Genomic DNA, 20,724 nt, shown 5'->3' with positions numbered 1-20,724 from the left:
CGACCTCGCACGTCCATAACTATCGACTATAGTGTCTGTTATTACTGCAAAGGAGGACGCTATGGATATCACAGTGACGACCACGATCAACCGTGACATTAAAACTGTCTGGGACGCTTGGAACTCCCCGGACTGTATTGTGGAATGGAATGCTGCTTCGGCAGACTGGCACACCACTCAGAGCGAAGTCGATCTCTCGGTCGGAGGCCGCTTTCGTCACCGGATGGAAGCCAAAGACGGCAGTATGGGGTTTGATTTTGAAGGCACTTTTACTCTGATCTCGGCACCGGAACGACTTGGTTATGTGATGGATGACGGCCGTAAAGTGGCTGTCACATTTCAGGCTGACGGGGAAGCGACCACAGTGACGGAAACCTTTGACGCGGAATCAACCCATACGATCGAACAGCAGCGCGATGGCTGGCATAGCATTCTGATGAATTTCAAACGGTTTGTTGAGGGTGGCAAGGCTTAATACCCGGTAGGCGATCTCGTTTTCAAGGAAGATTTAACAACAACAAGGAGAAAGATGATGAAGCATGGCATCGTAAAAGCAGGGCTGCTGGGCATTGCGCTGGCAATGTCCGGGCAGGCTGCCGCTAAAGAATGGAAAGAGATCAAGTTCAGTGTGGAAGGGGCTTATCCACCGTTCAGCTGGACTACACAGGATGGTCAGTTAGCTGGGTTTGAAGTGGATCTGGCACGGGCATTATGTGAAGAAGTTCAGGTGAAATGTACGATACGCGCTCAAGACTGGGACGGCATTATTCCGGCATTATTGGCCCGTAAGCATGATGCGATCATCGCCGCGATGACGATTACCCCTGAGCGTGAACAAAAAGTCCGCTTTACCATTCCTTACGCCAAAGTGCCGACCCGGTTTGTGACCAAAGCGGATCGCAGCATTGAATTTACACAGGCCGGTATGAGCGGGCTGAAAGTCGGCGTGCAGCGCGCCACGATTGGTGACAAGTACCTGTCTGAAATGCACCCGGATGTGAATATTGTCCGCTACGGTACGTTTGATGAAGCCTTCATGGACTTGCGGGCAGGGCGTATTGACACCGTTTTCGGCGGAGCGATTGGGTTGCAGAGCGGTTTGCTGGATAAACCGGGCGGGGATGCGTTTCATTTCACCGGGCCGTCGTTTACTGAAGAAAAATGGTTCGGCCGTGGCGTGGGGATTGCCGTCCGCAAGCAGGATAAGGATTTGGCAGAGCTGCTGAATCGTGGCATCACGGCACTGCATGAGAAAGGCATTCACCAGAAGATCGCCAGCCAGTATTTCTCATACGATATTTATGCCGTGAACTGAATTGTCAGACATAAAAATCACGGACAAGGACGAAACGATAGCGGCAGGCGCATTGCCTTGTTACACATTGCTTTGTTACGCATTGCTTCGTTAACCCGCTAATCGTTATTATCTGAAAAGGCCAGCAATAACGCTGGCCTTTTCTGTTTTCTTATCTCAGTTAGGCACTTCAGGTAAGCACTCTCAAGGCTCGAGTTTGACTGACCACTCGGAGCTTTTACCTAGCACTCGTAGTTTTTCCTAGCACTCGGAGCTTGTGATACCACTCATAACCACTCACTCTCTAGCCAAGATCGTCCAGGGCGAAACATCAGTCTGCACGCTGATCGGCGAGAGGCTGCTGGCCATATACGCTGATTTCCGTACGCAAACCCTTAAGCAGGCTGACACACATCAGCAGGAGCACAAAGGTAAACGGCAGCGCTGTGGTCACCACTCCTGACTGCAATGCCTGCAAGGCTTCGGTACCGCCAATCCACAGCATGGCAGCGGCAATGGCTCCTTCAACGGAGGCCCAGAAAATACGTTGTGGAATCGGCGCATCCACTTTGCCCCCGGCCGTAATGCTGTCGATCACCAGCGAACCGGAGTCCGAGGAGGTGATGAAGAACACGATGATCAGCACAATCGAGATGACGGAAATCACCGAACCAAACGGCATCGCATCGTACACATGGAACAGAGTCAGTGAAATATCTGTCAGGCCATTAGCACCCAGTTCGCCTACCTTATTTACGACCTGATCAATAGCAATCCCGCCAAACACTGCCATCCAAATCAGGGTCATCAGGGTTGGAATAAAGACAACGGCAATCAGGAACTCTCGCACTGTCCTGCCTTTCGACACCCGAGCAATGAACATGCCGACAAATGGCGACCAGGAAATCCACCATGCCCAGTAGAAGACCGTCCAGCCGTGCATCCAGGTGCTATCTTCACGACCATGCGGGTTGCTCAGCGGAACGATATTCTGCAGGTAACCCAGAATGGTGTCCGGCAGTGCCACAGAAACCACATCGAAACCGATCACCGTCACGAAAATTAGCAGTGCCAGGGCAAACAGCATGTTGATGTTACTCAGAATTTTCACCCCGCCATCAATCCCGCGCACCACAGAAATAATGGCCAGCACCGTGACAAAGGCAATCACCGCCATCTGCATTCCCAGCCCGCTGTTCAGGCCAAAAACATGGTTGATGCCGCTGGTGGCCTGCTGAGCACCCAAACCCAGAGAGGTCGCCAGACCAAACAGAGTCGCCAGCACTGCCATGATATCAATAGCATGACCCAGCCAGCCCCAGGCCCGATCTCCTACCAGCGGATAGAAGATAGAACGCATCGATAATGGCAGGCCCTTGTTAAAGGCAAAAAAGGCCAGAGCCAGGGCGACGATGGCATACATGGCCCAACCATGGACTCCCCAGTGGAACATGGTTGCGCCCATTGCCAGCTGGCGGGCTTCGTCAGAGTAGGGTTCGACATTCAACGGCGTACCGAACCAGTCGGTAAAATACGCGGTGGGTTCAGCGACACCCCAGAAGAGCAGGCCGATACCCATACCAGCGGCAAACAGCATCGCCAGCCACGACCAGGTGGAGTGTTCAGGCTCTGCATCCACACCGCCAATTTTGATTTTCCCGTAGGGAGAGAGGATCAGCCCGAAACAGAACAACAGAAAAAAGTTAGCTGACCACATGAAAAGCAGATCGAAGTTTTCGATGATACTCATTTTGACGCCATTGAGCGCATCCTTGGCTGTGTTGGCATCGACCGCCAGCAGGGCGGCGAGGAATAGCAGGATCAGACCGGCACTGATACCAAAAACCGGGTTATGGACATCGAACCCCCATTTCTGAATATTGTCCTGTCCGACCTGATAATCGGTTGTTTCTATACTGTACTTCTTAAAAGAGTTATCCATACATTGTTTAAAAGTTTTGTCCTCAAAGATTTGCTGTCAAATCAGCGCTATGGGATGACTCTGAAAACACAAACTAATTAGACCTCTAAATAGTTAAATGTGGCGAGAATGTTATCATTACCGTGGTTTTGAGACAAGCTTCCCGCTTTTTGGGTTGAATTAATCAGCGTTTTCTTTGGGTTGTAGTGGTCGCTGGTGAAGGCGTCGATTTTGATGGCGATGCCAATAAATAATACAAATATCGTGTACGAACCATTTGGTTTTGAGTGGATTGAATTGAATTGGCTTGCTTTTGGTTGTTTTTCAGGGGTAGACAAGGTCTGACACAAGGGCTGAAATATAAACTGACACAAAAGCTGAGAAGGAAACTGTGATTGGAGCTCTGTACGGGACAGCTCTTGGGGAGAGCCTGTCGCAGGAAATGATGGGGTGGTGATGGGGTGTGCCGACTAAATTGTGACGTCAGTGTATGAATACTATTCTTCAAGTTATTGATTGAATTAGGTTCTGTGAATAAAGTTGAGAGAGCAGAAATCAGATACAGGGAAGGCAGGATGAAACTGAACTGTGATATGGGCGAAAGCTTCGGAAGCTGGCAGATGGGTAATGATGCGGCTGTGATGCCCTGGGTGGACATGGCCAATATTGCCTGTGGTTTTCATGCCTCGGACCCGGATCATATGGCCGCGACCGTGGCTCTGGCGAAACAGCATGGTGTAATGATTGGGGCGCATCCGGGATATGACGATAAACCAGGGTTTGGTCGCCGACATATCCCACATACCTCGCCGGCTATTACCCGGTTGGTGGCCTATCAGATCGGTGCTTTAGACGCCATTTGCCGGTTGCAGGATGCCATGGTGAGTTATGTCAAGCCCCATGGCGCACTGTACAACGACATGATGGCCCGCGAAGAGGTTTATCTGGCGATCCTGGAGGCGGTGGCCGGAATGAACCGTCACCGTGCTAAGCCGCTGGCGCTGATGATTCTGGCCAGAGCAGATAACTCGCGCTATCAGGCGTTAGCTGAGGCACAAGGGGTACCGCTTATCATGGAAGCGTTCGCAGATCGTGCCTATGACGAACAGGGGCTGCTGGTGGCCAGAAGCCAGCCGGGTTCGGTGTACCATGACAGTCAGCGTATTCGCCAGCAGGTTGCTGAGCTGACGAGCGGGAAGGTGACAACGGTCAGCGGTCGTTCGTTAGCATTGCAAGCCGATACGGTCTGCGTGCACGGCGATAATGAGGAGTCGATTGCTGTTGTGAAAGCGCTGTACGAGGACATCCGTTCATGAGGGGCTTGCAGCCGGTTTCTGAAACCAACGCCATTCTCTATTTCAGTGACAAGATAGATCTGGCTCTGACTCCGCTGATTGGCAAGGTTGTTGAGCATCTTCGGCTGATGTCGCATCCGGGGATCAGAGAAGTGATTCCCTCGTACACTTCCATTCTTATTGAATACCATCCTCTGCGTATGACGTTCGGCGAACTGGAGGAACTGGTGGCGCAGTCCGTCTCGCTGGCTGAGGCTGAGGTTTCAGCTTCTGCCGGACGGGCAAGCCGCGCCAAGTCTGCCGGTTCCCGCCTGATCACCCTGCCTGTCTATTACGCGCCGGAAGTGGGGCCGGATTTAGCCGCGATTGCGGAGCGGAGCGGGCTGAGTATCGAGCAGGTGATTGAGCATCACTATCAGCAGAGCTATACCGTGTGTGCCATTGGCTTTGCGCCGGGGTTTGCCTTCCTCGCGGCGGTTGATGACAGAATTGCCACGCCTCGTCATGCGGAGCCCCGAAAACGTGTTCCGCCGGGCAGTGTAGGCATTGCCAACCATCAGACGGCGGTGTATCCCGCCGCTTCGCCGGGAGGGTGGCAAATCATTGGTAATTGTCCTCAACCACTTTTCCTGCCAGATCAGCAACCCATGACGCCGTTTCAGGTTGGCGATACGGTCAAGTTTTCGCCGATCACCCGTCAGGCATTTCTTTCTCAAGGAGGTGAAATATGGCCGGACTGGACATAATTCATCCCGGAATGCTGACGCTGATTCAGGATCTCGGTCGGTTTGGTGTCGCAGATCAGGGGCTCAGTCAAGGAGGCGCTATCGATTTACATGCCAGTTGCTGGGCCAATTATCTGGTGGGTAACGAGGTCGGTGCTGCGGTGCTGGAAATCACGCTGGGGCAAGCTGAGATTCGGTTTCAGTCCGATTGCCTGTTTGCGGTCACGGGAGCTGCAATGCCGCTTACATTGGACGGGGAAGCGATTGAGAACTGGCAATGTGTGCAGGCCAAGCAAGGGCAGACCCTTAAATTCGGCTATGCACGAAGCGGTCTGCGGGCATATCTGGCTGTGCGTGGTGGACTGGATCTGCCTCTCGTTCTGGGCAGTCGGTCGGCAGTGGTACGTAATCAAATTGGCGGATTAAAAGCCGGGCAGCCGCTAGCGGCCGGGGATCGCCTGCATCTGAATCATGCGCAGGTTGCGCCGGTAAACGAGCTTGCCGGACGGCAGGCCGCCGCGCGGTTCGTGCCGGTTTATGCCGGGCCGGTTAGCCTCAGGGTGGTGGAATCCTACCAGCATCATGCTTTTCACGATGCTGAAAAAGCGCGGTTTTATAGCAGCGAGTACACCGTTAGTCAGGAAACTGATCGGATGGGTTGTCGTCTGAGCGGGCCGGCTGTGCATCCGTCGATGGACGGGATCATCTCGGAAGGCATCGCCCTTGGCGCGATACAGATTCCGCCAAACGGCCAGCCAATTGTACTGTTTAATGATCGTCAGACTCTCGGCGGTTATCCGAAGATTGGGTGTGTGGCCCGCATGGACCTCCCGCGTTTGGCTCAAGCCCGGCCGGGGACGACTGTGACATTTCGCCGGGCAAATCTGGATGATGTACAGCAGGAGTGGATCGCGTTTTCACGCTTTTTCGGACTGTAATTTGTCTGATGAAATTGCTATGGTGGCGGCTCAGCCGCTTGGGGGGCTGTAAAAGGGGATCAATGCGCTCCCTTTTTATATCCCCGGGAAGCGGTCACACCCCGTTTACGATAAAGGAGCCGTATGTACATCTTTGGTTATGGAAGCTTAATCAACGCCCATTCACGCAGGCTGACAGGGCAAACTCAGGCCGCTATTCCCGCCACCGTCAAGGGATTGCAGCGACACTGGGGAAAAGTCGATGACAGTTACCACATTGCGCCGCTGGTGGCGATGCCGGGCGAAGGTGAGTGCAACGGCGTTTTGGTTCGGGTGGATGACGCCGCGTTAGCCAGTTTTGATATTCGCGAACGGGGTTATCAGCGTATAGCGCTTGACCCGCTGCAACTTCGAACCACGCAGCCGATTGATACCAACCAGCCAATTTGGGTGTACACCAAAGAGTCACCAATGGCCCCTTGTGCCGTTCAGCCGATCATGCAGACTTATGTCGACACAGTGTTGGCCGGATGCCTGGCGATTTCCGAGCAGTTTGCCCAAACGTTTGTGGATACCACTATAGGCTGGCACCATCCGCTGGAAAATGATCGCCTGCAGCCGAAATATGGCAACCATGCCGGGGTAGAAGAAAGTCATATTACCCATATTGATCGGCTGTTGGCGGCTATTCGCTAATTCGTTTTTACCTCTGTTTACTGATTTTTTGACTGGCAACGTTCGTTATGGCAAAACCCAATAAAAAAGGGCCGACTAAAACCGTCGATATTTTCTGTGCCGGGTGCCGCACCCAGCTGTTCAAGTATCGCAAGGGCGGTAAAGGGGCGCTGGTGAAATGCTTTAAAGAACGTATCGTCAAAGATTTCACGGTCGAGGAAGGGGTATGCCCGCAATGCGGTGTGCATTTTGCGCGGGATACCCTAATTCGTGGCGCGCCTGCCCTTAAAATGGTGGGGGGGAAAGTGTCGATGAAGTAGCACTGCTGGCTGTTGTCTGGCTGAGGGTATTTACCCCGGGCGGACAATTAATGTTTTTGGTCAGCAGTACGGCTTTTACATCCACAATTTTACGTTGGTAAGTGGCACGAACGAGCTGATAGTCCACATCCGGCGAAAACCACATCACCAGCTTTCTGTCGCTTTTTCTGATTTGTTCAACCCGAATGGCTCTGACCGGGCCGAAATTGGAATCAATGGTTTCCTGCCCCTTCACCTGAAAGTAGTAATGGCTGACGTCATCCGACTCCTGCATTTTGTAGTCGAAAAAGGTTTTACCCTCAATCAGATCCAGACGCATCTGGCTGCCAATAGCATCCACATCCAGGATAGGTTTGTCGCTACTCTGAAAGGTCAGCTTCTCCCCGTCATTGCTCACGGTCGACTTCTTCGCATCCCGGGAAAAACTGGCTCGGGTCGTGCCGTCCATCAGACCGCTGATATTACGGTCGAACCCCTTTGACAGGAAAGATTGGTGCTGCGGGGACCAGTATACCTCGCTGGACTGTTTGAAGCGGGTCTTGGTCGCCAGCACATTGATGCTACTGTAAGAATTAACGATGGCCTCTTGATCCTGCCAGCGCAACGTGCGGCTGAGCTGGCCAATTCTCAGGTTATTGAAATACAGCTGGTAAGTGAGTGTCTTGGTACACTGATGAAAATTTTTGGGCGGCTCGGCAAGCGCAGGGCCGGCTGCAAAAAAAGAAACACCCGCTAAAAATGCGGCGCTAGTCGCTGATAATAATGGTTTCACGCAAACACCTCGTAGAAAACCAGCGGCCTGAGCCGTTATCTGGCGCGTTGAGCAACTGTATTTAAATTAGCAGGCGAAAGGTGTTGTGCCAACTCAGCCCGGCCAATGCCGGGCTGAAAGGTGAGATTATTTCAGCATACGTTTCAGGATTTTACCGGTTGCTGTCATCGGTAACTCTTCAACGATGTCAATCAGGCGAGGGTATTTATAGTCAGCCAGGCGGGCTTTACCCCACTGAACCAGTTCTTTTGCGCTGACCTTGGCACCGTCTTTAAGGATAACAAATGCTTTGGCTTCCTCTCCGTACGATTTGTGTGGTACACCAATGACGGCAATCATCTGGATATCCGGATGGGCCATGAAGGTTTCTTCGATATCCCGTGGGTAGATATTGAAGCCGCCACGGATGATCACTTCTTTTAGCCGATCCACCACGTAGACATAGCCTTCTTCGTCCATCCGGACGATATCACCGGTATGCAGCCAGCCATTAACCACTGTTTTCGCTGTCTCTTCCGGCTTTTTATAGTAGCCCTTCATCACGTTGTGACCACGGATCAGCAGCTCGCCTTCTGCCCCTGCCGGAACGGTGTTGCCCTGATCGTCAATAACCTTCATCGACACCCCAGCCAGTGGCTGGCCGATACTGCCGGGCTTACGCTCAAACTCAAGGTGGTTGAACGCGGCGACCGGAGACGATTCGGACAGGCCGTAGCCTTCAATCACCGGGACATTGAGCTTTTCTTCAAATTGTTTCAGCACTTCAACCGGCATTGAGGCACCGCCGGAAATGGCCACTTTCAGGTGCTTGGCAATCTCGATGATGTCTTCTCCGGCGTGTTTTTCAGCAAAGGCCAGCAAGCCGATAAACATCGTGGGAACGCCGGCAATATGGGTGACCTTGTGCTCGTACATCTGCTGAATGACCAGTTTCGGCACAAAGCGGGGGATCAGAACCAGAGCACTGCCTGCCAGCATCGAGGTGTTCAAGATCAGTGACTGACCGAAGGTGTGAAACAGCGGCAGAATGGCCATGCTGACATCTGTGCCTTTCTGGTTCAGCAAAGCCTGGCATGCCTGGGCATTACACAGCATGTTGCTCTGGGTCAGTTCTGCGCCTTTGGCCCGGCCGGTGGTGCCGGAGGTGTAAAGAATCACGCAGGTATCTTCGGCACGGCGGAAAATCGCTTCAAAGTGATCATTGTCGGTGTCGGTCAGCCAGCTACCGAAATTGTGGTATTGCGGAGCATTGTGTGTGGGTGCCGACTGCTCGTTCGGTTGCTCCGTCGGCAGTGCCATTTGCAGCTCAGAGCCGCTGGGAATGCAGATAAAGTGCTGGCAGCGCTCAGCCTGAGAGAAGCCCTCGTAGCCGTATTCACCGCTCGGCAGGGCACTGTTGCCTTCGTAACAGATAAAGGCAACGGCATCGCTGTCGTCCAGATGATAGGCCACTTCGGTGCCTTTCAGCATGACATTCAGCGGGACGGTGACCGCTCCGACTTTTTGGATTGCGTAGTACGCGATGACAAAAGCCGGGTTATTCGGGCATGACAGCGCGATTTTATCATCAGGTTTGACCCCGAGGTTGCGCAGGTGGTTCGCCGCACGGTTAATGAGCGTATTGAGGGTGCGGTAATCGAGTTTCTCGTCATTGAAAATGAGCGCGGTACGGTCGCCACGAAAGCTCGCATTACGTTCAATAAGTGTCGCCAGATTGTACATTGTCTTTTTTGTCATTAATGATTTTGGCTCATTCTAATATAGCTGACGCCGCGCTGACGGATTTTTTGTGAAATTAAAATTTCACATGATTTTTTCGACATATTTTTATTCATAGATTCAGTCAGATAGCAACGAGACTGGTACGGTGTCTATGTGTCAGTTTTATGAATGTAGGTAACGTGATGAAAACAAAGAAGAAGGAAGCTTCGCGCTCTACACCATGTTTATGACGCTTTGATGGCGGTAATTTGACGATATTTTAGCCGGGTCCTATTTTTAGTGGGGTTTAACTGACAGAGGTGTGGAAAGATGAAGAAAATGAACTCGGCTTATCGTTTGCAAATCATCAAAAAAGTCGCGACTCGTCGGCGCCTGACGACCGGTGGTGACCCGATGGCCTGCCACATCTCTCAGTTACTGGAATCTCGCGATAATCAGGATACTAATTTGGTTGAACACCACTTCAGCGGATGTCATTACGATGACAGAGTCGGCGGTTGGGTCAGCAATTTGTGGAGCTTGAAAAAGTAACGGTTCTGACCTGATTTGGCCATTTTTGATCGTTGAATGGTCAAAATAGGACAGTATCGGGCGATACGCCAGAGTCTTCTTTGATGATGCGGGCAAGTTCACTCTGCCCGCATTTTTTATGGGCGGTGTTTGCTGTCATCACTATGGGGTGTTAACACTGGCAAAATCAATGACGAAAGGATTAAAACGGAGAAACACTGGCGATCGGCAATCGACTCAGGTACATTCCCCCGGTCTCAAAATTTTAGGTCGATGCATGAACTACGTAGAACTGGATAGCTATTCCCGTAAGTGGATCTTCACTCACGCTTCTATGCCTGTCGAAGCCGATGACTTGGCGCAAATCAAACCATTCACTCAAGCGCGTTCAGCCCAGCTGTGGCGCGAGCATGTCAGCAGTCAGAGCCCGGATGCTGATCACTTTGAAAAGGGTGACTGGCCCGCAGATCAGAAAATCTGGTCTCAGTCATTTGACTGGCAGAGTGCCTGGGACGGTGACGATATCGATTTGCCGGATGCTATTTCGGCAGAGTTGAGCTGGGAAGATAACACGACGGTATTCTTCTGCTACGAAAAGTACAATGTGGTTGAAACCAAGTGGGGCGTCTTTAAACGCAACTGGAAAAACTTCCTGTTTTTCGATGATGGCCCACTGCTGTTGGGACGCAAAAAAAAGCAGGCTGTTTGGTTTAAATCTAACGGTACTTTCCAGATTGGTCATCGCCCGGATAGAACGTCGAGCGGCGAGTAACACGACTCACCGCCACGCCGTACATTAAAAAAACACGCTGTCGCGATTGAGTGACAGCGTGTTTTTTTTTGGCTCAGTCCTTTTGCCTTGCTTTAGCCAGTTTCTGCATCTAATTCCGGCTGGTTGAATTCCACCATCTGACCTTTGCCTAACAACTTGGCGTCATACATTGCTTCATCGGCGCGCCGCAGGATGTCATCCGCAGACTCCTGACTGTGCGGATGGACGTAATAACAGCCGATGCTTACGCCGACAGTAATACGTTTATCGCCAACTTTCATGACCTGACTCAGTCGCTCAAACAGCCGCTGGCTGGTGGCTTTGACATTCGCTTCGGTCAGCGGAGGAGAAAGAAGAATGACAAACTCATCCCCAGCGAGCCGGGAGACCAAATCACCTTTGCGAATGGCCCGCCGCAGCCTTTCGGCTACGATGCGTAACACCTGATCGCCAATTACATGGCCATGGCTGTCATTCACGGCTTTGAAATTGTCCAGATCCAGAAACAGTACCGCGAACCCGTGCTCTTCGTGTGACGGCGCTTCGAGCAGAGCCTGCAAGCTGCGATGCAGTTTGACCCGGTTGGCCAAATTAGTAAGCGGATCGTGGTTAGCCATGTATTCCAGCCGCTGAATCTCTTTCATTGAGCGCAGATCAGAGGCCACCACCACGGTCTGACGTCCCGGTTTGTGGGTGTCGGAAATGCGGGTGATCCGGACGAACAACGGCAGCGGTTCCCCTTTGGCACCACGGGCATTGATTTCCCCCTGCCACTGGCCGCTGTCTTGCAGGGCAGTGCCGATAATAGCCTGTAGCTGCCGGTATTCTTCAGCCACCACCAGTTGGCTGAAATGCATCCCCATTACGCTTTGCTGATCGTACCCGGTCAACTGATGGAACGTGCTGTTGACCATGGTCAGGCGGCCCTGATTGTCGATCAGGATAATGGCATCCTGGCTGTTATCAAACACCTTGGCAGCCAGTTTTTGCTGCCTTTCGGCGGAGTGTTTTGCGGTAATATCTTCAATCGCAAACAACGTTTGCAGTCTGCTGTGCAATGGCCTGCTGACTATCTGGTAGGTGCGGATCTCGCCGTTAGGCTGGGCGCCTTCGACAATCAGGTGATCAATCTGGCGTGGGTGGCTCAGGGCATCATCAAGCAGCCGCTGAAATGCTTCACGCTCAACCGGTGCGAGCATATCGATCAGCGAAGGCCAGTCATGGTGGGTAAAGGCTGATTGGAAAAGTGTCTGGCAGGCGGCATTGGCCTTGGTGATTTCACCGCGCTGGTTGACCACCACCAGGCCATGCTGAACGGTTTCGATGATGTCGTCAGCAATGGATTTTTCCTCGCGGAGCTGGCGCAGGGCGAGGCGTAGCGCGGCATCCCGTTCAGAAATGGTGTCCACCATGGTATTGAAGCTTTCTGTTAGTTCATTGAGCTCATCCCGGCTGCTTCTGACTGGCGTAATCGGCTGATGCGCTTCGCCTTTAATGACATCACGAATACCGGCATTGAGTTGGGACACTGGCTTGATCACCCAGCGCTGCAGACGGCTGATGATGTAAGTGCTGACTCCCACCAAACCGAAAAACAGCAGCAGACTGATTTTTAAGTGTGTCCACTGAATGGCATGAAGTGATGCCAGTGACACCGAAATGTGCATGTGGGCAATGTTCTCTTTCTCCAGCAACACCGGAATCTGGAGATACAGGGTGTGCTCGCTAAACACCACGTCGTGTTTATCCAACCGAATCAGCAAACCGGAAGGAAAGGCCTGAGAGGCTAAATCGCGGGTGTACTGTGAAAACAAGGTGCCATTGGAGAGTTCCAGCCGTACCGCCTTAATAAGCGGATCGGCCTGAAAGGTGGTCAGGATCTCTCTGGCAGCTTCGGAATCATTGAACAGCACTGGGGCGGTGAGGTTCATGGCGATACCGTTGGCCAGAATTTGCGTCCGGTTGACCAGATTGTCCCGCTCAATGGCTATGTAGCTGCGATAGCTGATGATTTGAAAGCCCAGGTAAACGAGCAGAATAAACAGCATCAACGGGAATCCGAGCCGCTGATTCAGTGGCAGGCTATCAATCCATTTTTTCATGTTGGCCTCCTTGTGCAACCGGGTAGGCATCATCGAGCAGAGCGATCCGCAGCAATTGAGATTTTACCGATAACCGGCCCTTCTCGAGGTGGTGGGGCGACAGTACGGGTTTGATTTGCTGACCAACAGCCCGCAGCTCAATCATACCGCCCAAGGCTAGAAACTGTGGACTGTCACTGATGGTCAGCAGGCCCTCATACTGAGGAATACTTTGCAGCACCGGTAGCTTTTGTGCCGTGATGTAGAGCAAATCACACTGCTTACTGGCATCCGTCAGGTTACCGACACTGCGAAACTGACCAAGGTGATCTTTGTCCGTGAACAGTTTCTGCAGCGTGACGGTCGTGCTGTCACGCCCCAGCACACAGTAGCGGGCGACGTGATCCTCCGGCACTTGCCACCGGATAAAACTGGCCAGCCGATAGATATACACGGCTTTGATCTTGTGCACGGCAAAGCTGCCTGTCATTGCGTGATCTGCGCGGGCAGGGTTTAGTGTCATCAGCAGAAACAGTGCCAGTATGGTGAGGAGCCCGGACGACCGTCGGAGCGATGTTGTGCTCATAGTAGGTTCCACGACGCCCTCAATGTAATGCTGTCTTCCAGTTTGGCTTTTGTCGGCAAATCCCGATAGTGACCTTTACCCAAGGCATCGACAATCAGCTCAATCTGGGGCGAGTGGGGCGTTGCCTGCCAGGCGAGGCGAAGGTCTAGGGTACTGACAGACGGTGCCCGGTAAAAATCATTGCTGGTGGAAACGGCGCTTTTATAGCGGTACCAGAGATCCAGTTGCCACTCGGGGGTGATGTCCCACAGGCTCTGTACCGAGAGGTAGTGCGCAGGTTGCAGCTCATGGTTCAGGCGATAGCCGGTGTCGGCGTTCGGCTCGCAGCTGCTGTAACCCTGGCAGTCTGCTTTGGTCCGAATGTAGCTGTAGCTGGTATTGAGCGTAAAAACAGGCACCGGGGACCAGCGAACTGCCGTTTCGAAGCCGTAGCTCTCGGCATCCAGCGCGTCACTGTAACTGTTGCCGATAACAAACATACCGTGTGGCAGCTGCGTTCCGTCAGTGCACTGGCCATAAACGCACTGAATGGCCATATCATCCAGCATGCGCAGATTTTTAAAGCGGCTGTAGAACAACGTACTGTCAATGGCCAGCTCTGCAGTGGGGGAGATTCGGTGCCCGATGTCTACCGTGGTGACCGTTTCGGTGTCCATATCCGGATTGGCCGTGGTACTTATTAACATCGGGTGGACGGTATTGGCCCCGGTTGCGTTGTTCTGTACTTCTACCTGGCCCAGGATATAGCCGTCGGTTTTGCTGTCGACAAATGAGGGGGTGACGGCCCCGCGTCCGGCTCCCAGCCACACTTGTTGCTGAGGACTGACATGATAAAGCAGCCGCGCCTGCGGCTGGAATTCCGTGGCATCGTTAATCGAGAAGTGTTCAACTTTGGCTCCGAGCAAACCCGTCAGCTTCTCCGTCAGTTGCGAATCCAGCTGCAGATAGGCATTCAGGATAACATCGGTTCCTCGCGGATCATGGCTGAACCGTCCCCATGGCTCGGTCTGGCGAAGAAAATCGCCCGGATACGGCTCGGTCCGGCGATGGATAACCCGGGCGCCACCGCCCAGCGTCAGGCTATGCCCGGCAGCCAGGGAGTGATGGGCAAGGGTATCCAGATCGAAGGTATAGAATTCTGCTTCCGCGGAGGGCTCATTGGTCTCATTGGCATCCAGCCACAGATGCAGCTCATAACTGGTTGTCTCGCCGTGTTCCAGCCAGTCGACACTGGCGTAGGCTCCGCGGTGATAAACATTCAGGCGGGCTGGCGAATAGATGCTGTCTGAAGGGCGGTAAAAGTCTGCCACTGTCCAGTCATGACTGGATCGGGTTTCAAACCCCCCTGCCTGTAGTGTGATTTCCCGCTCGCTGCCATCATAATCGGCCCGGAATCCTCCCCGCAGGTTCTGCCACGCATCGTCCCAGTCGCTGTAATAATCACTTTTTACGCCCTTGGCATAAAAACGGGCTGCCCAGTGGTCATTCAGGCTGAATCCGTAACGGTAGCTGAGTTCCTGATACTGGTTTTCTCCGGCGGCGACTTCGATAAAGTGACCCGGTGTCTGGTGGCTGTTTCGGGTGATGATGTTGATCACCCCGTTAGCGGCATTACCGCCCCACATCGTCCCGGCGGTACCGCGGATCACTTCGATGCGCTCGATGTCTTCCAGAATGGTATCAATAGTGTGCCAGTAGGTACCTGACATCAGAGGGCTGAACACACTGCGGCCATCAATCATGACTAGCAGCTTGTTAAACAGCACTTCGTTCAGGCCACGCATGGAGACTTGCCAGTTAAACGCCGAGATCTTGTTTACCTGAACGCCCGGTGCTAATGCCAGCGCTTCGGCCACCGAGCGGACCCCGCTGCGGCGAATCTGCTCCTGAGAAATAACATAAACCGCTGCGGGCACCTCATTGAGTGCCTGGGGTTTTTTCGCTGCCGAGGTAATGCGGATGTCGGCATTGGCCAGCTCTTCCAGGCTCATGGACAGCAGTTGATCCAGCTCATCTGCGGATGCACTGGACGCGGCAAACAGCGCAGGCAGCAGGCAGGCCCACAATGTATGGCAGCAGCGATGGCCAGAAGGGGTGCTGGATGGTGGCATGATTGAAATTACAGGTTAAACAAAGTTGCATTCAGTTTAACAAAGAATGATTAAAGTCCTTATTTTTTAAGTAGTTAAACTTAAATTTGAAGTGTTTGTTTTTATTCTCAGGAGGTATGGAAAATGGCTGGGAATACCTTTTGGGGAAGGGGGATTTGGCTCTCAGTTTGTCGGCCGGGCACCGTATTTATGTGTGATGTGACATATGAATGAGCTAGTACGGTGCAATTCCGTACACATGAGTTTGATTTGACACAAAAGAACGCCTCGACCAGACGTGCAGCAGTACTAAAACTAAATTACAGATTTGTGATGGCTGTCAATATTTGGCTACTACGGACAGCGTTATTTACGGGTTGCCATGAGCTGCAAAATATTTTGCTCTGCTTTCGATAAGTTTTCCTGACTGGAGTGAATCGAGTTGGGCGAAGCATAAAAAGGTTGATGGAGCGGTTTGCCCAACACCACAAAAAACTGCGCTCCGACCTTACCGGTCCGGACTTCGATAGGCAGGGCCGCTTTCTCCAGCGTGGCCATCTGGCGTGAGAACAGCTGGCTGCCCGCGACGTAAATACTGCCACTGCGGATAAACACGAATCCGGAGGTTTGCTCGGTATCCGGGGTGTAAAACCACACGCCAAACGGGGCCAACATGATGTCCAGGTAGGTGAGTGGCACTGAGCAGTGTGCCGGGCTGGAGTGCGCCTGATAAGTACCTACGATAACTTTGGTAGTGGAATCATGCTCTTCAATGATAGGTAGATCCTGGGCATGGAAATAACAACTTTCCGGTTTGGTCATCTCTTTCTGACCGGCGGGGAGGGCCGTCCAGAGGCTGAACGATTCCACCTGACCATTGTTCGGTGTCATGATGTCTTTATGAATGATGCCGCTTCCGGCCGTCATGATTTGCAAATCGCCGCTGGCGAGGGTGGTGTGACAACCGGCGGAGTCGTGATGACGCATTTTACCGATGACCGGGTAGCTGAGTGCATCAACGCCCGAGTGGCCGTGGTAATCCAGGCCGGTGGAATGGATGACTTCACTGGCAGCAAAATGGTCCCATAAGACAAAGGGATCGAGTTGATTTAATTCAGATTTTTCAATAAAAGCGGTGAGTAACCCATCTTTTTTACCAAAGCGGATTTTGGTTACTTTTCTTGTGTGTCTCATCACCGGCCACCAGCAATTTAGGATAGTTTTTTGCTCACGTTGATATACCCTAAATCTTAGACCTTACCCGCAGAATCCACCAAGGTGGAAACCACGCTCACAGTACTTTTTTACGGAGCGCTGACATTGTCCCGATACTTGTTGGTGGTGCGGGTTTTTACTGTCGGTTTATGTTGGTTTTCATTGCTGGAGTCCTTTTTCTATACATTCTCTCTTGGTGCTTATCTCATCTTCAGGCCGTTAATCCATGCGTCAATCCGTGCATTAATTAATGCATCAATTCATGTATCAATTCATGTATCAATCAGTGGCGTCGGCCCAGCTGACATAAGCGACCTGCGCCGGTATTTTCAGGGTCTGAAACATGGTCAGCCAGCGAATCTGATTACTCTGTAGCTTGTCGCCGGGTCCTTTGACTTCCACCCAGCAATAGCGGTCTTCTTTGAACAGAATCAGATCCGGGAAACCACTGCGGTTGCTTTTGGGGTCGAACAGGATGCGCTGAAACAGCTGTGCCAGCGCATCGGGCGGAAAAGCGGCGACACTGTGCTCAACCAGTTCACGACTCAGCAGTGTCCAGTTGACCCAATCGTTGGTCAGCCCTTCTTTTTCACGATAGACCGCAAGCCACTGTTGCCACTGACCATTGGCGATGTGGCGTAAGCGGGCCTCAATCAGTGTTTCGCGTTGTTCGGCAAATTCCGGCAGGTACATGTCTCTGGGAGAGCGCTGGAACGGGTTGAGAAACGCTCCGGGCATGGGGGCAAAAATAATGTCCCAGAAGGCCAGCCCGAATAAACCACAAATCAGGGCATTTTCGGTATAGCAGGCGGTCCACCCTTGCCGGGCGTAATGCTCTGCCACCACAAGTTCAACCCGTTGCGCCTGTTGTGGCAAGGTGAGCTGTACTTCGTCAAATACCGGCTTTCGTCGGGGAGTTGTGCGTTGACCTTGCTTACGGCGCAGTTGTCGTAACAGGGTGTCGGCCACTTCCCCCTCCTGTTCGTTGACGGGATCCTCCGCCATGGCCAGCGCCAAAGGCAAAGCCTGTTCTATCTCCTGCAATCTATCCAGAATCCGCACCTGACGTTCACGGGACGGCGGCAATTCGCTTTGTTGAAAAAATGACAACGCCAGCGGCAGGTGATCCGGGTTGGTGACGCCGAGTCGTTCAATGTCGCGGGCAAGCTGATTGATGAGCCGTTGGCGTTTTCGCTCCAGCGGCGGCCAGTCAAAGCGGGCTGGAAGCTGAGTGCTAAAGGCCAGAATCTGCTCACTGTCTTTGCGTTGTGCCGCGTCCTGATACTCATCGGCCAGCTGGCTGAGTGCCAGCCACTGGTCGATTTGTTCCCGCTGGGTGAAAAGTCGCTGAAAGCGGTCAACGCGGTAGGATTCGTAGCGATACAGCCCTAAGTCGGCCAACACAAATTCGCTGAGATCCTGATGGCTGTTACCAAAAAAGCACAACAGCAGTACGCTCAGAAACTCGGTATGGCAGACTTCAAGGATAGGCTCGCCAAAGTCGCTAATATCCGGATGGAAGGCGTGCAATGCGGTCAGTAAGTCATTTTTCTTTGCTTGCTTAACCGGGGACAGTGCCGGAAACAGCTCAAGTAATTCAGGTTTGGTGAACAGGGCCCCCAATTGCTCTGCTGACCAGTGTTCAGGCTGTCGAATGATAAATCCGGCCATCACCAGTTCGTCACAGGCCGCCGGTATGCTGCTGATTTCCTGATAGTGAAGCTTCTGCTGGCGAAACAGCGGCCCTTTTCGCGATAGCAGGCGAATGTACAGCAATTGTCCGTCAAGGCTGAGGGCATCAAACGTGTCCAGCCAGTGGTGCTCTGTTTCAGTCAGCAGATCACTGTATTGCTGGCGAACGTGGCGAATCAGTACCAAAAAGTTATCCCGGTAATAATCCGCTTTTAGGATGGGCTGGGACGTCATGTTTAGGGCTGGCTGTTTCATGCAGGTTCAGATAAATCGCTAAAATAAAAAGAAATACACACATTAGCTATGAGTGTAATGTTATGGCAAATGTTTGTGCAATATCTAAGCTATCTCAATAGCTTAGCATACGTCGAGGTGCTATCATTGTCATTGTTTCTGCGGCATAAATCATAGGTTGATCCTGTTGTGAAAAATTGGGGCGTAATGCATTGGATTCTCTTGGGTTGGCTAAGCCTGTTCAGCCTGCATGGCGTAGCCGGTGCCTCTGTGCCGGTCGTAAAAGCAAGTGAAACCGATCCGAATAAGTTGGTGGGAGCGGTTTGCGTTATCCGCCATCAGGATCAGCTGGTGATGCTGGCAGAAGTGATCACGGAGAAGTTTTCGCTTCCTGGTGGGTATATCGACAAAGGGGAGACCCCGCAGCAGGCAGCTGCCCGTGAAACGCTGGAAGAAACAGGGATTCGGGTAAACGTTGGGGACCTGATTCAGAACCGGGGCAGGGCTGCCATTTATGCCTGTGTTGCACAGGAACCCATCCTGGTCTCATCGTTCAAAGACAAGTACGATCATCCGATTGTGGCTTCTTGGTTCTCGCGCCATTTTGCCACGGAAGTGAAGCGGGTATATCTAATTGACCCGATGACCTTGCCGGCGTCCGAGTACCGCTATCAGAAGGATATTGAGTTACTGACCGGCTGGCTGAATGCGACCCCTGAAAGTGACATCGATCTTTATGACAGCCTGGCCCGGCAGCTGAATCTGATGAATCAGTATGAGTTGGAGACGATTCTCACCTTTCAGCAGGCGGTTGCTAGCTGGCCCGCTGAAATCCAGTCTCTCTTTGGAGGGCTGGCCTCCGCGTTGAATCTTGCTGGAGAGCCGCTTTTCATTGTCTTTTTGGTATTGCTGATCGCCAGTCTTTGTCCCACCCGTTACCTGCTCGTCTGGCTGTTTGCTCTGGTGATGATGTTGTTTACGACATTGTTGCTGAATTTCAGCGTCACCGCCCCGCGGCCATATTTTGCGATGCCACAATTACAACAAATTGATGCCAATGGATTCGGTTTTCCGAGTTCGCACGTGCTGCTGGCGACGCTGGTCTGGATGTCGGTCTGGCAACTTAGCAGCCACAAGCTGAAAGCTGCTGGCAAGGTGCTGTCGGCGCTGTTGGTGGTGATACTGGTAAGCGGCTTGGGTGTGGCTCGGGTATGGTTTGGCGTGAATTTCTTCAGTGATATCGTCGTCAGTATTCTGCTGGCTCTGGGGCTGACCATTCCGTTATTTGCCTGGTGGCGGGTAGATTCCGTTTCTGCGTTAACGCTTGCAGGTAATCGCTGGTTCTGGTTGTTTGCCACCATCATGGTGGGAGTTGTCGCCAGCTACACACTGGATCCGAAAATTGCCTATATTTTCGGAGGTCTGCTGGGGGTGTTCCTGTCAGTGGAATATGCCACCCGTACCGAGCCGAAAACGAGGCTTTCGCTGGGGCGAACTCTGCTTGCATTTGTGGCCATTTCTTTGGTGGCGTTTGGACTGTACCGGTTGATTAACTATGTCTCTTATCAGCAGACCGTGAGCCTGATTGTATTAACGATAAAAGGATGTGGTGCCGCGGCGATCAGCGCCTGGCTGATCGGCGGGGCGGCTTTTATTCGACGCAGGCTGGCTACATCGTCGGAGTCTGATTTTCCCGCGCCTGACGATCGCGACCAATGAACGGCCTTTTCATGAACAATGATTTTATGGCTGTTCGTTTTATGAACATCCATTCAATAGACAGCCATCATCCAGACCGCTGATTTATCCGCCATGTATTATTCTGCTACGAGCTGGCTAAAGCAGCGTGGCTCGTGCTTTTTTTCCCTTTAACACTGGGGTAAAGTGTGACTATCCAGACCTT

At 52.4% G+C, this 20,724-nt stretch carries 19 protein-coding genes; 10 read left to right on the top strand and 9 right to left on the bottom strand.

Features of this window, described 5'->3' with window-relative positions; all coding sequences use genetic code 11:
* Nucleotides 1-61 precede the first annotated feature (61 nt).
* Together PGW97_RS09930 and PGW97_RS09925 are read left to right on the top strand one after the other, a co-directional pair.
* The gene (locus tag PGW97_RS09930) at nt 62-475 is read left to right on the top strand and encodes an SRPBCC domain-containing protein (RefSeq protein ID WP_273857223.1); all 414 of its coding nucleotides are present in this window, start codon (nt 62-64) and stop codon (nt 473-475) included.
* Between the two features lie 57 nt (nt 476-532).
* Nucleotides 533-1,315, top strand: a complete 783-nt coding sequence (locus PGW97_RS09925) for a transporter substrate-binding domain-containing protein (RefSeq protein WP_084712435.1) — start codon at nt 533-535, stop codon at nt 1,313-1,315.
* A 310-nt stretch (nt 1,316-1,625) separates the two neighbouring features.
* On the opposite strand, the gene PGW97_RS09920 is transcribed toward PGW97_RS09925, so the two are convergent.
* Together PGW97_RS09920 and PGW97_RS09915 are read right to left on the bottom strand one after the other, a co-directional pair.
* A complete protein-coding gene (locus PGW97_RS09920) occupies nt 1,626-3,236 on the bottom strand; it encodes a BCCT family transporter (protein WP_273857222.1) in 1,611 nt (536 codons plus the stop codon).
* Nucleotides 3,237-3,313: 77 nt separating this feature from the next.
* Nucleotides 3,314-3,553 (bottom strand): hypothetical protein, encoded by a 240-nt coding sequence (locus PGW97_RS09915; protein WP_273857221.1) that lies wholly within the window; start codon nt 3,551-3,553, stop codon nt 3,314-3,316.
* Between the two features lie 237 nt (nt 3,554-3,790).
* On the opposite strand from PGW97_RS09915, the gene PGW97_RS09910 reads away from it, so the two are divergent.
* The 5 genes from PGW97_RS09910 to PGW97_RS09890 all read left to right on the top strand — a co-directional run bounded on the left by PGW97_RS09910 (nt 3,791) and on the right by PGW97_RS09890 (nt 7,147).
* Nucleotides 3,791-4,531, top strand: a complete 741-nt coding sequence (locus tag PGW97_RS09910) for a 5-oxoprolinase subunit PxpA (protein ID WP_273857220.1) — start codon at nt 3,791-3,793, stop codon at nt 4,529-4,531.
* The gene (gene pxpB, locus PGW97_RS09905; protein WP_273857219.1) at nt 4,528-5,256 is read left to right on the top strand and encodes a 5-oxoprolinase subunit PxpB; all 729 of its coding nucleotides are present in this window, start codon (nt 4,528-4,530) and stop codon (nt 5,254-5,256) included. Before PGW97_RS09910 ends, pxpB begins: the two co-directional genes overlap by 4 nt.
* Nucleotides 5,238-6,173, top strand: coding sequence for a biotin-dependent carboxyltransferase family protein (locus PGW97_RS09900; RefSeq protein ID WP_273857218.1), 936 nt, complete (start codon nt 5,238-5,240; stop codon nt 6,171-6,173). Before pxpB ends, PGW97_RS09900 begins: the two co-directional genes overlap by 19 nt.
* A gap of 123 nt (nt 6,174-6,296) precedes the next feature.
* Nucleotides 6,297-6,848 carry a gamma-glutamylcyclotransferase family protein gene (locus PGW97_RS09895; RefSeq protein ID WP_273857217.1) on the top strand — a complete coding sequence of 184 codons (552 nt, stop codon included), beginning with the start codon at nt 6,297-6,299 and terminating at the stop codon, nt 6,846-6,848.
* A 47-nt stretch (nt 6,849-6,895) separates the two neighbouring features.
* Nucleotides 6,896-7,147 carry a hypothetical protein gene (locus PGW97_RS09890; RefSeq protein ID WP_047883491.1) on the top strand — a complete coding sequence of 84 codons (252 nt, stop codon included), beginning with the start codon at nt 6,896-6,898 and terminating at the stop codon, nt 7,145-7,147.
* Here the strand turns inward: PGW97_RS09890 and PGW97_RS09885 are convergent.
* Both PGW97_RS09885 and PGW97_RS09880 read right to left on the bottom strand, forming a co-directional pair.
* Complete coding sequence (locus tag PGW97_RS09885; RefSeq protein WP_047883492.1) at nt 7,113-7,919, bottom strand: DUF3108 domain-containing protein; 807 nt, start codon at nt 7,917-7,919, stop codon at nt 7,113-7,115. The two genes, PGW97_RS09890 and PGW97_RS09885, sit on opposite strands and share 35 nt — an antisense overlap.
* A gap of 126 nt (nt 7,920-8,045) precedes the next feature.
* On the bottom strand, nt 8,046-9,641 hold the full coding sequence (locus PGW97_RS09880; protein ID WP_273859658.1) for a long-chain-fatty-acid--CoA ligase: 1,596 nt from the start codon (nt 9,639-9,641) through the stop codon (nt 8,046-8,048).
* Nucleotides 9,642-9,950: 309 nt separating this feature from the next.
* On the opposite strand from PGW97_RS09880, the gene PGW97_RS09875 reads away from it, so the two are divergent.
* Together PGW97_RS09875 and PGW97_RS09870 are read left to right on the top strand one after the other, a co-directional pair.
* Nucleotides 9,951-10,172, top strand: a complete 222-nt coding sequence (locus PGW97_RS09875) for a hypothetical protein (protein ID WP_273857216.1) — start codon at nt 9,951-9,953, stop codon at nt 10,170-10,172.
* Between the two features lie 256 nt (nt 10,173-10,428).
* Nucleotides 10,429-10,923: a DUF2947 domain-containing protein gene (locus PGW97_RS09870; RefSeq protein ID WP_273857215.1), complete on the top strand. Its 495-nt coding sequence runs from the start codon at nt 10,429-10,431 to the stop codon at nt 10,921-10,923.
* 92 nt (nt 10,924-11,015) lie between these two features.
* Here the strand turns inward: PGW97_RS09870 and PGW97_RS09865 are convergent, their stop codons facing one another.
* From PGW97_RS09865 to PGW97_RS09845, 5 genes are all read right to left on the bottom strand, one after another.
* Nucleotides 11,016-13,025, bottom strand: coding sequence for a diguanylate cyclase domain-containing protein (locus PGW97_RS09865; protein WP_273857214.1), 2,010 nt, complete (start codon nt 13,023-13,025; stop codon nt 11,016-11,018).
* The gene (locus PGW97_RS09860) at nt 13,009-13,590 is read right to left on the bottom strand and encodes a YfiR family protein (RefSeq protein ID WP_047883497.1); all 582 of its coding nucleotides are present in this window, start codon (nt 13,588-13,590) and stop codon (nt 13,009-13,011) included. Before PGW97_RS09860 ends, PGW97_RS09865 begins: the two co-directional genes overlap by 17 nt.
* Complete coding sequence (locus PGW97_RS09855; RefSeq protein WP_273857213.1) at nt 13,587-15,701, bottom strand: TonB-dependent receptor plug domain-containing protein; 2,115 nt, start codon at nt 15,699-15,701, stop codon at nt 13,587-13,589. Before PGW97_RS09855 ends, PGW97_RS09860 begins: the two co-directional genes overlap by 4 nt.
* A 345-nt stretch (nt 15,702-16,046) precedes the next feature.
* The gene (locus PGW97_RS09850; protein WP_273857212.1) at nt 16,047-16,874 is read right to left on the bottom strand and encodes a pirin family protein; all 828 of its coding nucleotides are present in this window, start codon (nt 16,872-16,874) and stop codon (nt 16,047-16,049) included.
* A 300-nt stretch (nt 16,875-17,174) separates the two neighbouring features.
* Nucleotides 17,175-18,842, bottom strand: coding sequence for a VRR-NUC domain-containing protein (locus PGW97_RS09845; protein WP_273857211.1), 1,668 nt, complete (start codon nt 18,840-18,842; stop codon nt 17,175-17,177).
* A 186-nt stretch (nt 18,843-19,028) separates the two neighbouring features.
* Here PGW97_RS09845 and PGW97_RS09840 point away from each other — a divergent pair, with 186 nt between their 5' ends.
* Nucleotides 19,029-20,540, top strand: a complete 1,512-nt coding sequence (locus PGW97_RS09840; RefSeq protein WP_273857210.1) for a bifunctional NUDIX hydrolase/phosphatase PAP2 family protein — start codon at nt 19,029-19,031, stop codon at nt 20,538-20,540.
* Nucleotides 20,541-20,724 lie beyond the last annotated feature (184 nt).

Origin of the sequence: Photobacterium sp. GSS17 (assembly GCF_028621875.1) — a bacterium.
GTDB classification, from domain to species: Bacteria; Pseudomonadota; Gammaproteobacteria; order Enterobacterales; family Vibrionaceae; genus Photobacterium; species Photobacterium ganghwense.
The sequence above is the reverse complement of the archived record's forward strand: the minus strand, read 5'-3'. Positions and strand labels throughout refer to the sequence as shown.

Coding starts and splice junctions, on each gene's coding strand:
- PGW97_RS09860 (WP_047883497.1), bottom strand. CDS start 13,590: ATGAGCACAACATCGCTCCGACGGTCGTCCGGGCTCCTCACCATACTG.
- PGW97_RS09890 (WP_047883491.1), top strand. CDS start 6,896: ATGGCAAAACCCAATAAAAAAGGGCCGACTAAAACCGTCGATATTTTC.
- PGW97_RS09840 (WP_273857210.1), top strand. CDS start 19,029: ATGCATTGGATTCTCTTGGGTTGGCTAAGCCTGTTCAGCCTGCATGGC.
- PGW97_RS09900 (WP_273857218.1), top strand. CDS start 5,238: ATGGCCGGACTGGACATAATTCATCCCGGAATGCTGACGCTGATTCAG.
- PGW97_RS09855 (WP_273857213.1), bottom strand. CDS start 15,701: ATGCCACCATCCAGCACCCCTTCTGGCCATCGCTGCTGCCATACATTG.
- PGW97_RS09895 (WP_273857217.1), top strand. CDS start 6,297: ATGTACATCTTTGGTTATGGAAGCTTAATCAACGCCCATTCACGCAGG.
- pxpB (WP_273857219.1), top strand. CDS start 4,528: ATGAGGGGCTTGCAGCCGGTTTCTGAAACCAACGCCATTCTCTATTTC.
- PGW97_RS09850 (WP_273857212.1), bottom strand. CDS start 16,874: ATGAGACACACAAGAAAAGTAACCAAAATCCGCTTTGGTAAAAAAGAT.
- PGW97_RS09845 (WP_273857211.1), bottom strand. CDS start 18,842: ATGAAACAGCCAGCCCTAAACATGACGTCCCAGCCCATCCTAAAAGCG.
- PGW97_RS09910 (WP_273857220.1), top strand. CDS start 3,791: ATGAAACTGAACTGTGATATGGGCGAAAGCTTCGGAAGCTGGCAGATG.
- PGW97_RS09925 (WP_084712435.1), top strand. CDS start 533: ATGAAGCATGGCATCGTAAAAGCAGGGCTGCTGGGCATTGCGCTGGCA.
- PGW97_RS09930 (WP_273857223.1), top strand. CDS start 62: ATGGATATCACAGTGACGACCACGATCAACCGTGACATTAAAACTGTC.
- PGW97_RS09920 (WP_273857222.1), bottom strand. CDS start 3,236: ATGGATAACTCTTTTAAGAAGTACAGTATAGAAACAACCGATTATCAG.
- PGW97_RS09880 (WP_273859658.1), bottom strand. CDS start 9,641: ATGTACAATCTGGCGACACTTATTGAACGTAATGCGAGCTTTCGTGGC.
- PGW97_RS09870 (WP_273857215.1), top strand. CDS start 10,429: ATGAACTACGTAGAACTGGATAGCTATTCCCGTAAGTGGATCTTCACT.
- PGW97_RS09865 (WP_273857214.1), bottom strand. CDS start 13,025: ATGAAAAAATGGATTGATAGCCTGCCACTGAATCAGCGGCTCGGATTC.
- PGW97_RS09875 (WP_273857216.1), top strand. CDS start 9,951: ATGAAGAAAATGAACTCGGCTTATCGTTTGCAAATCATCAAAAAAGTC.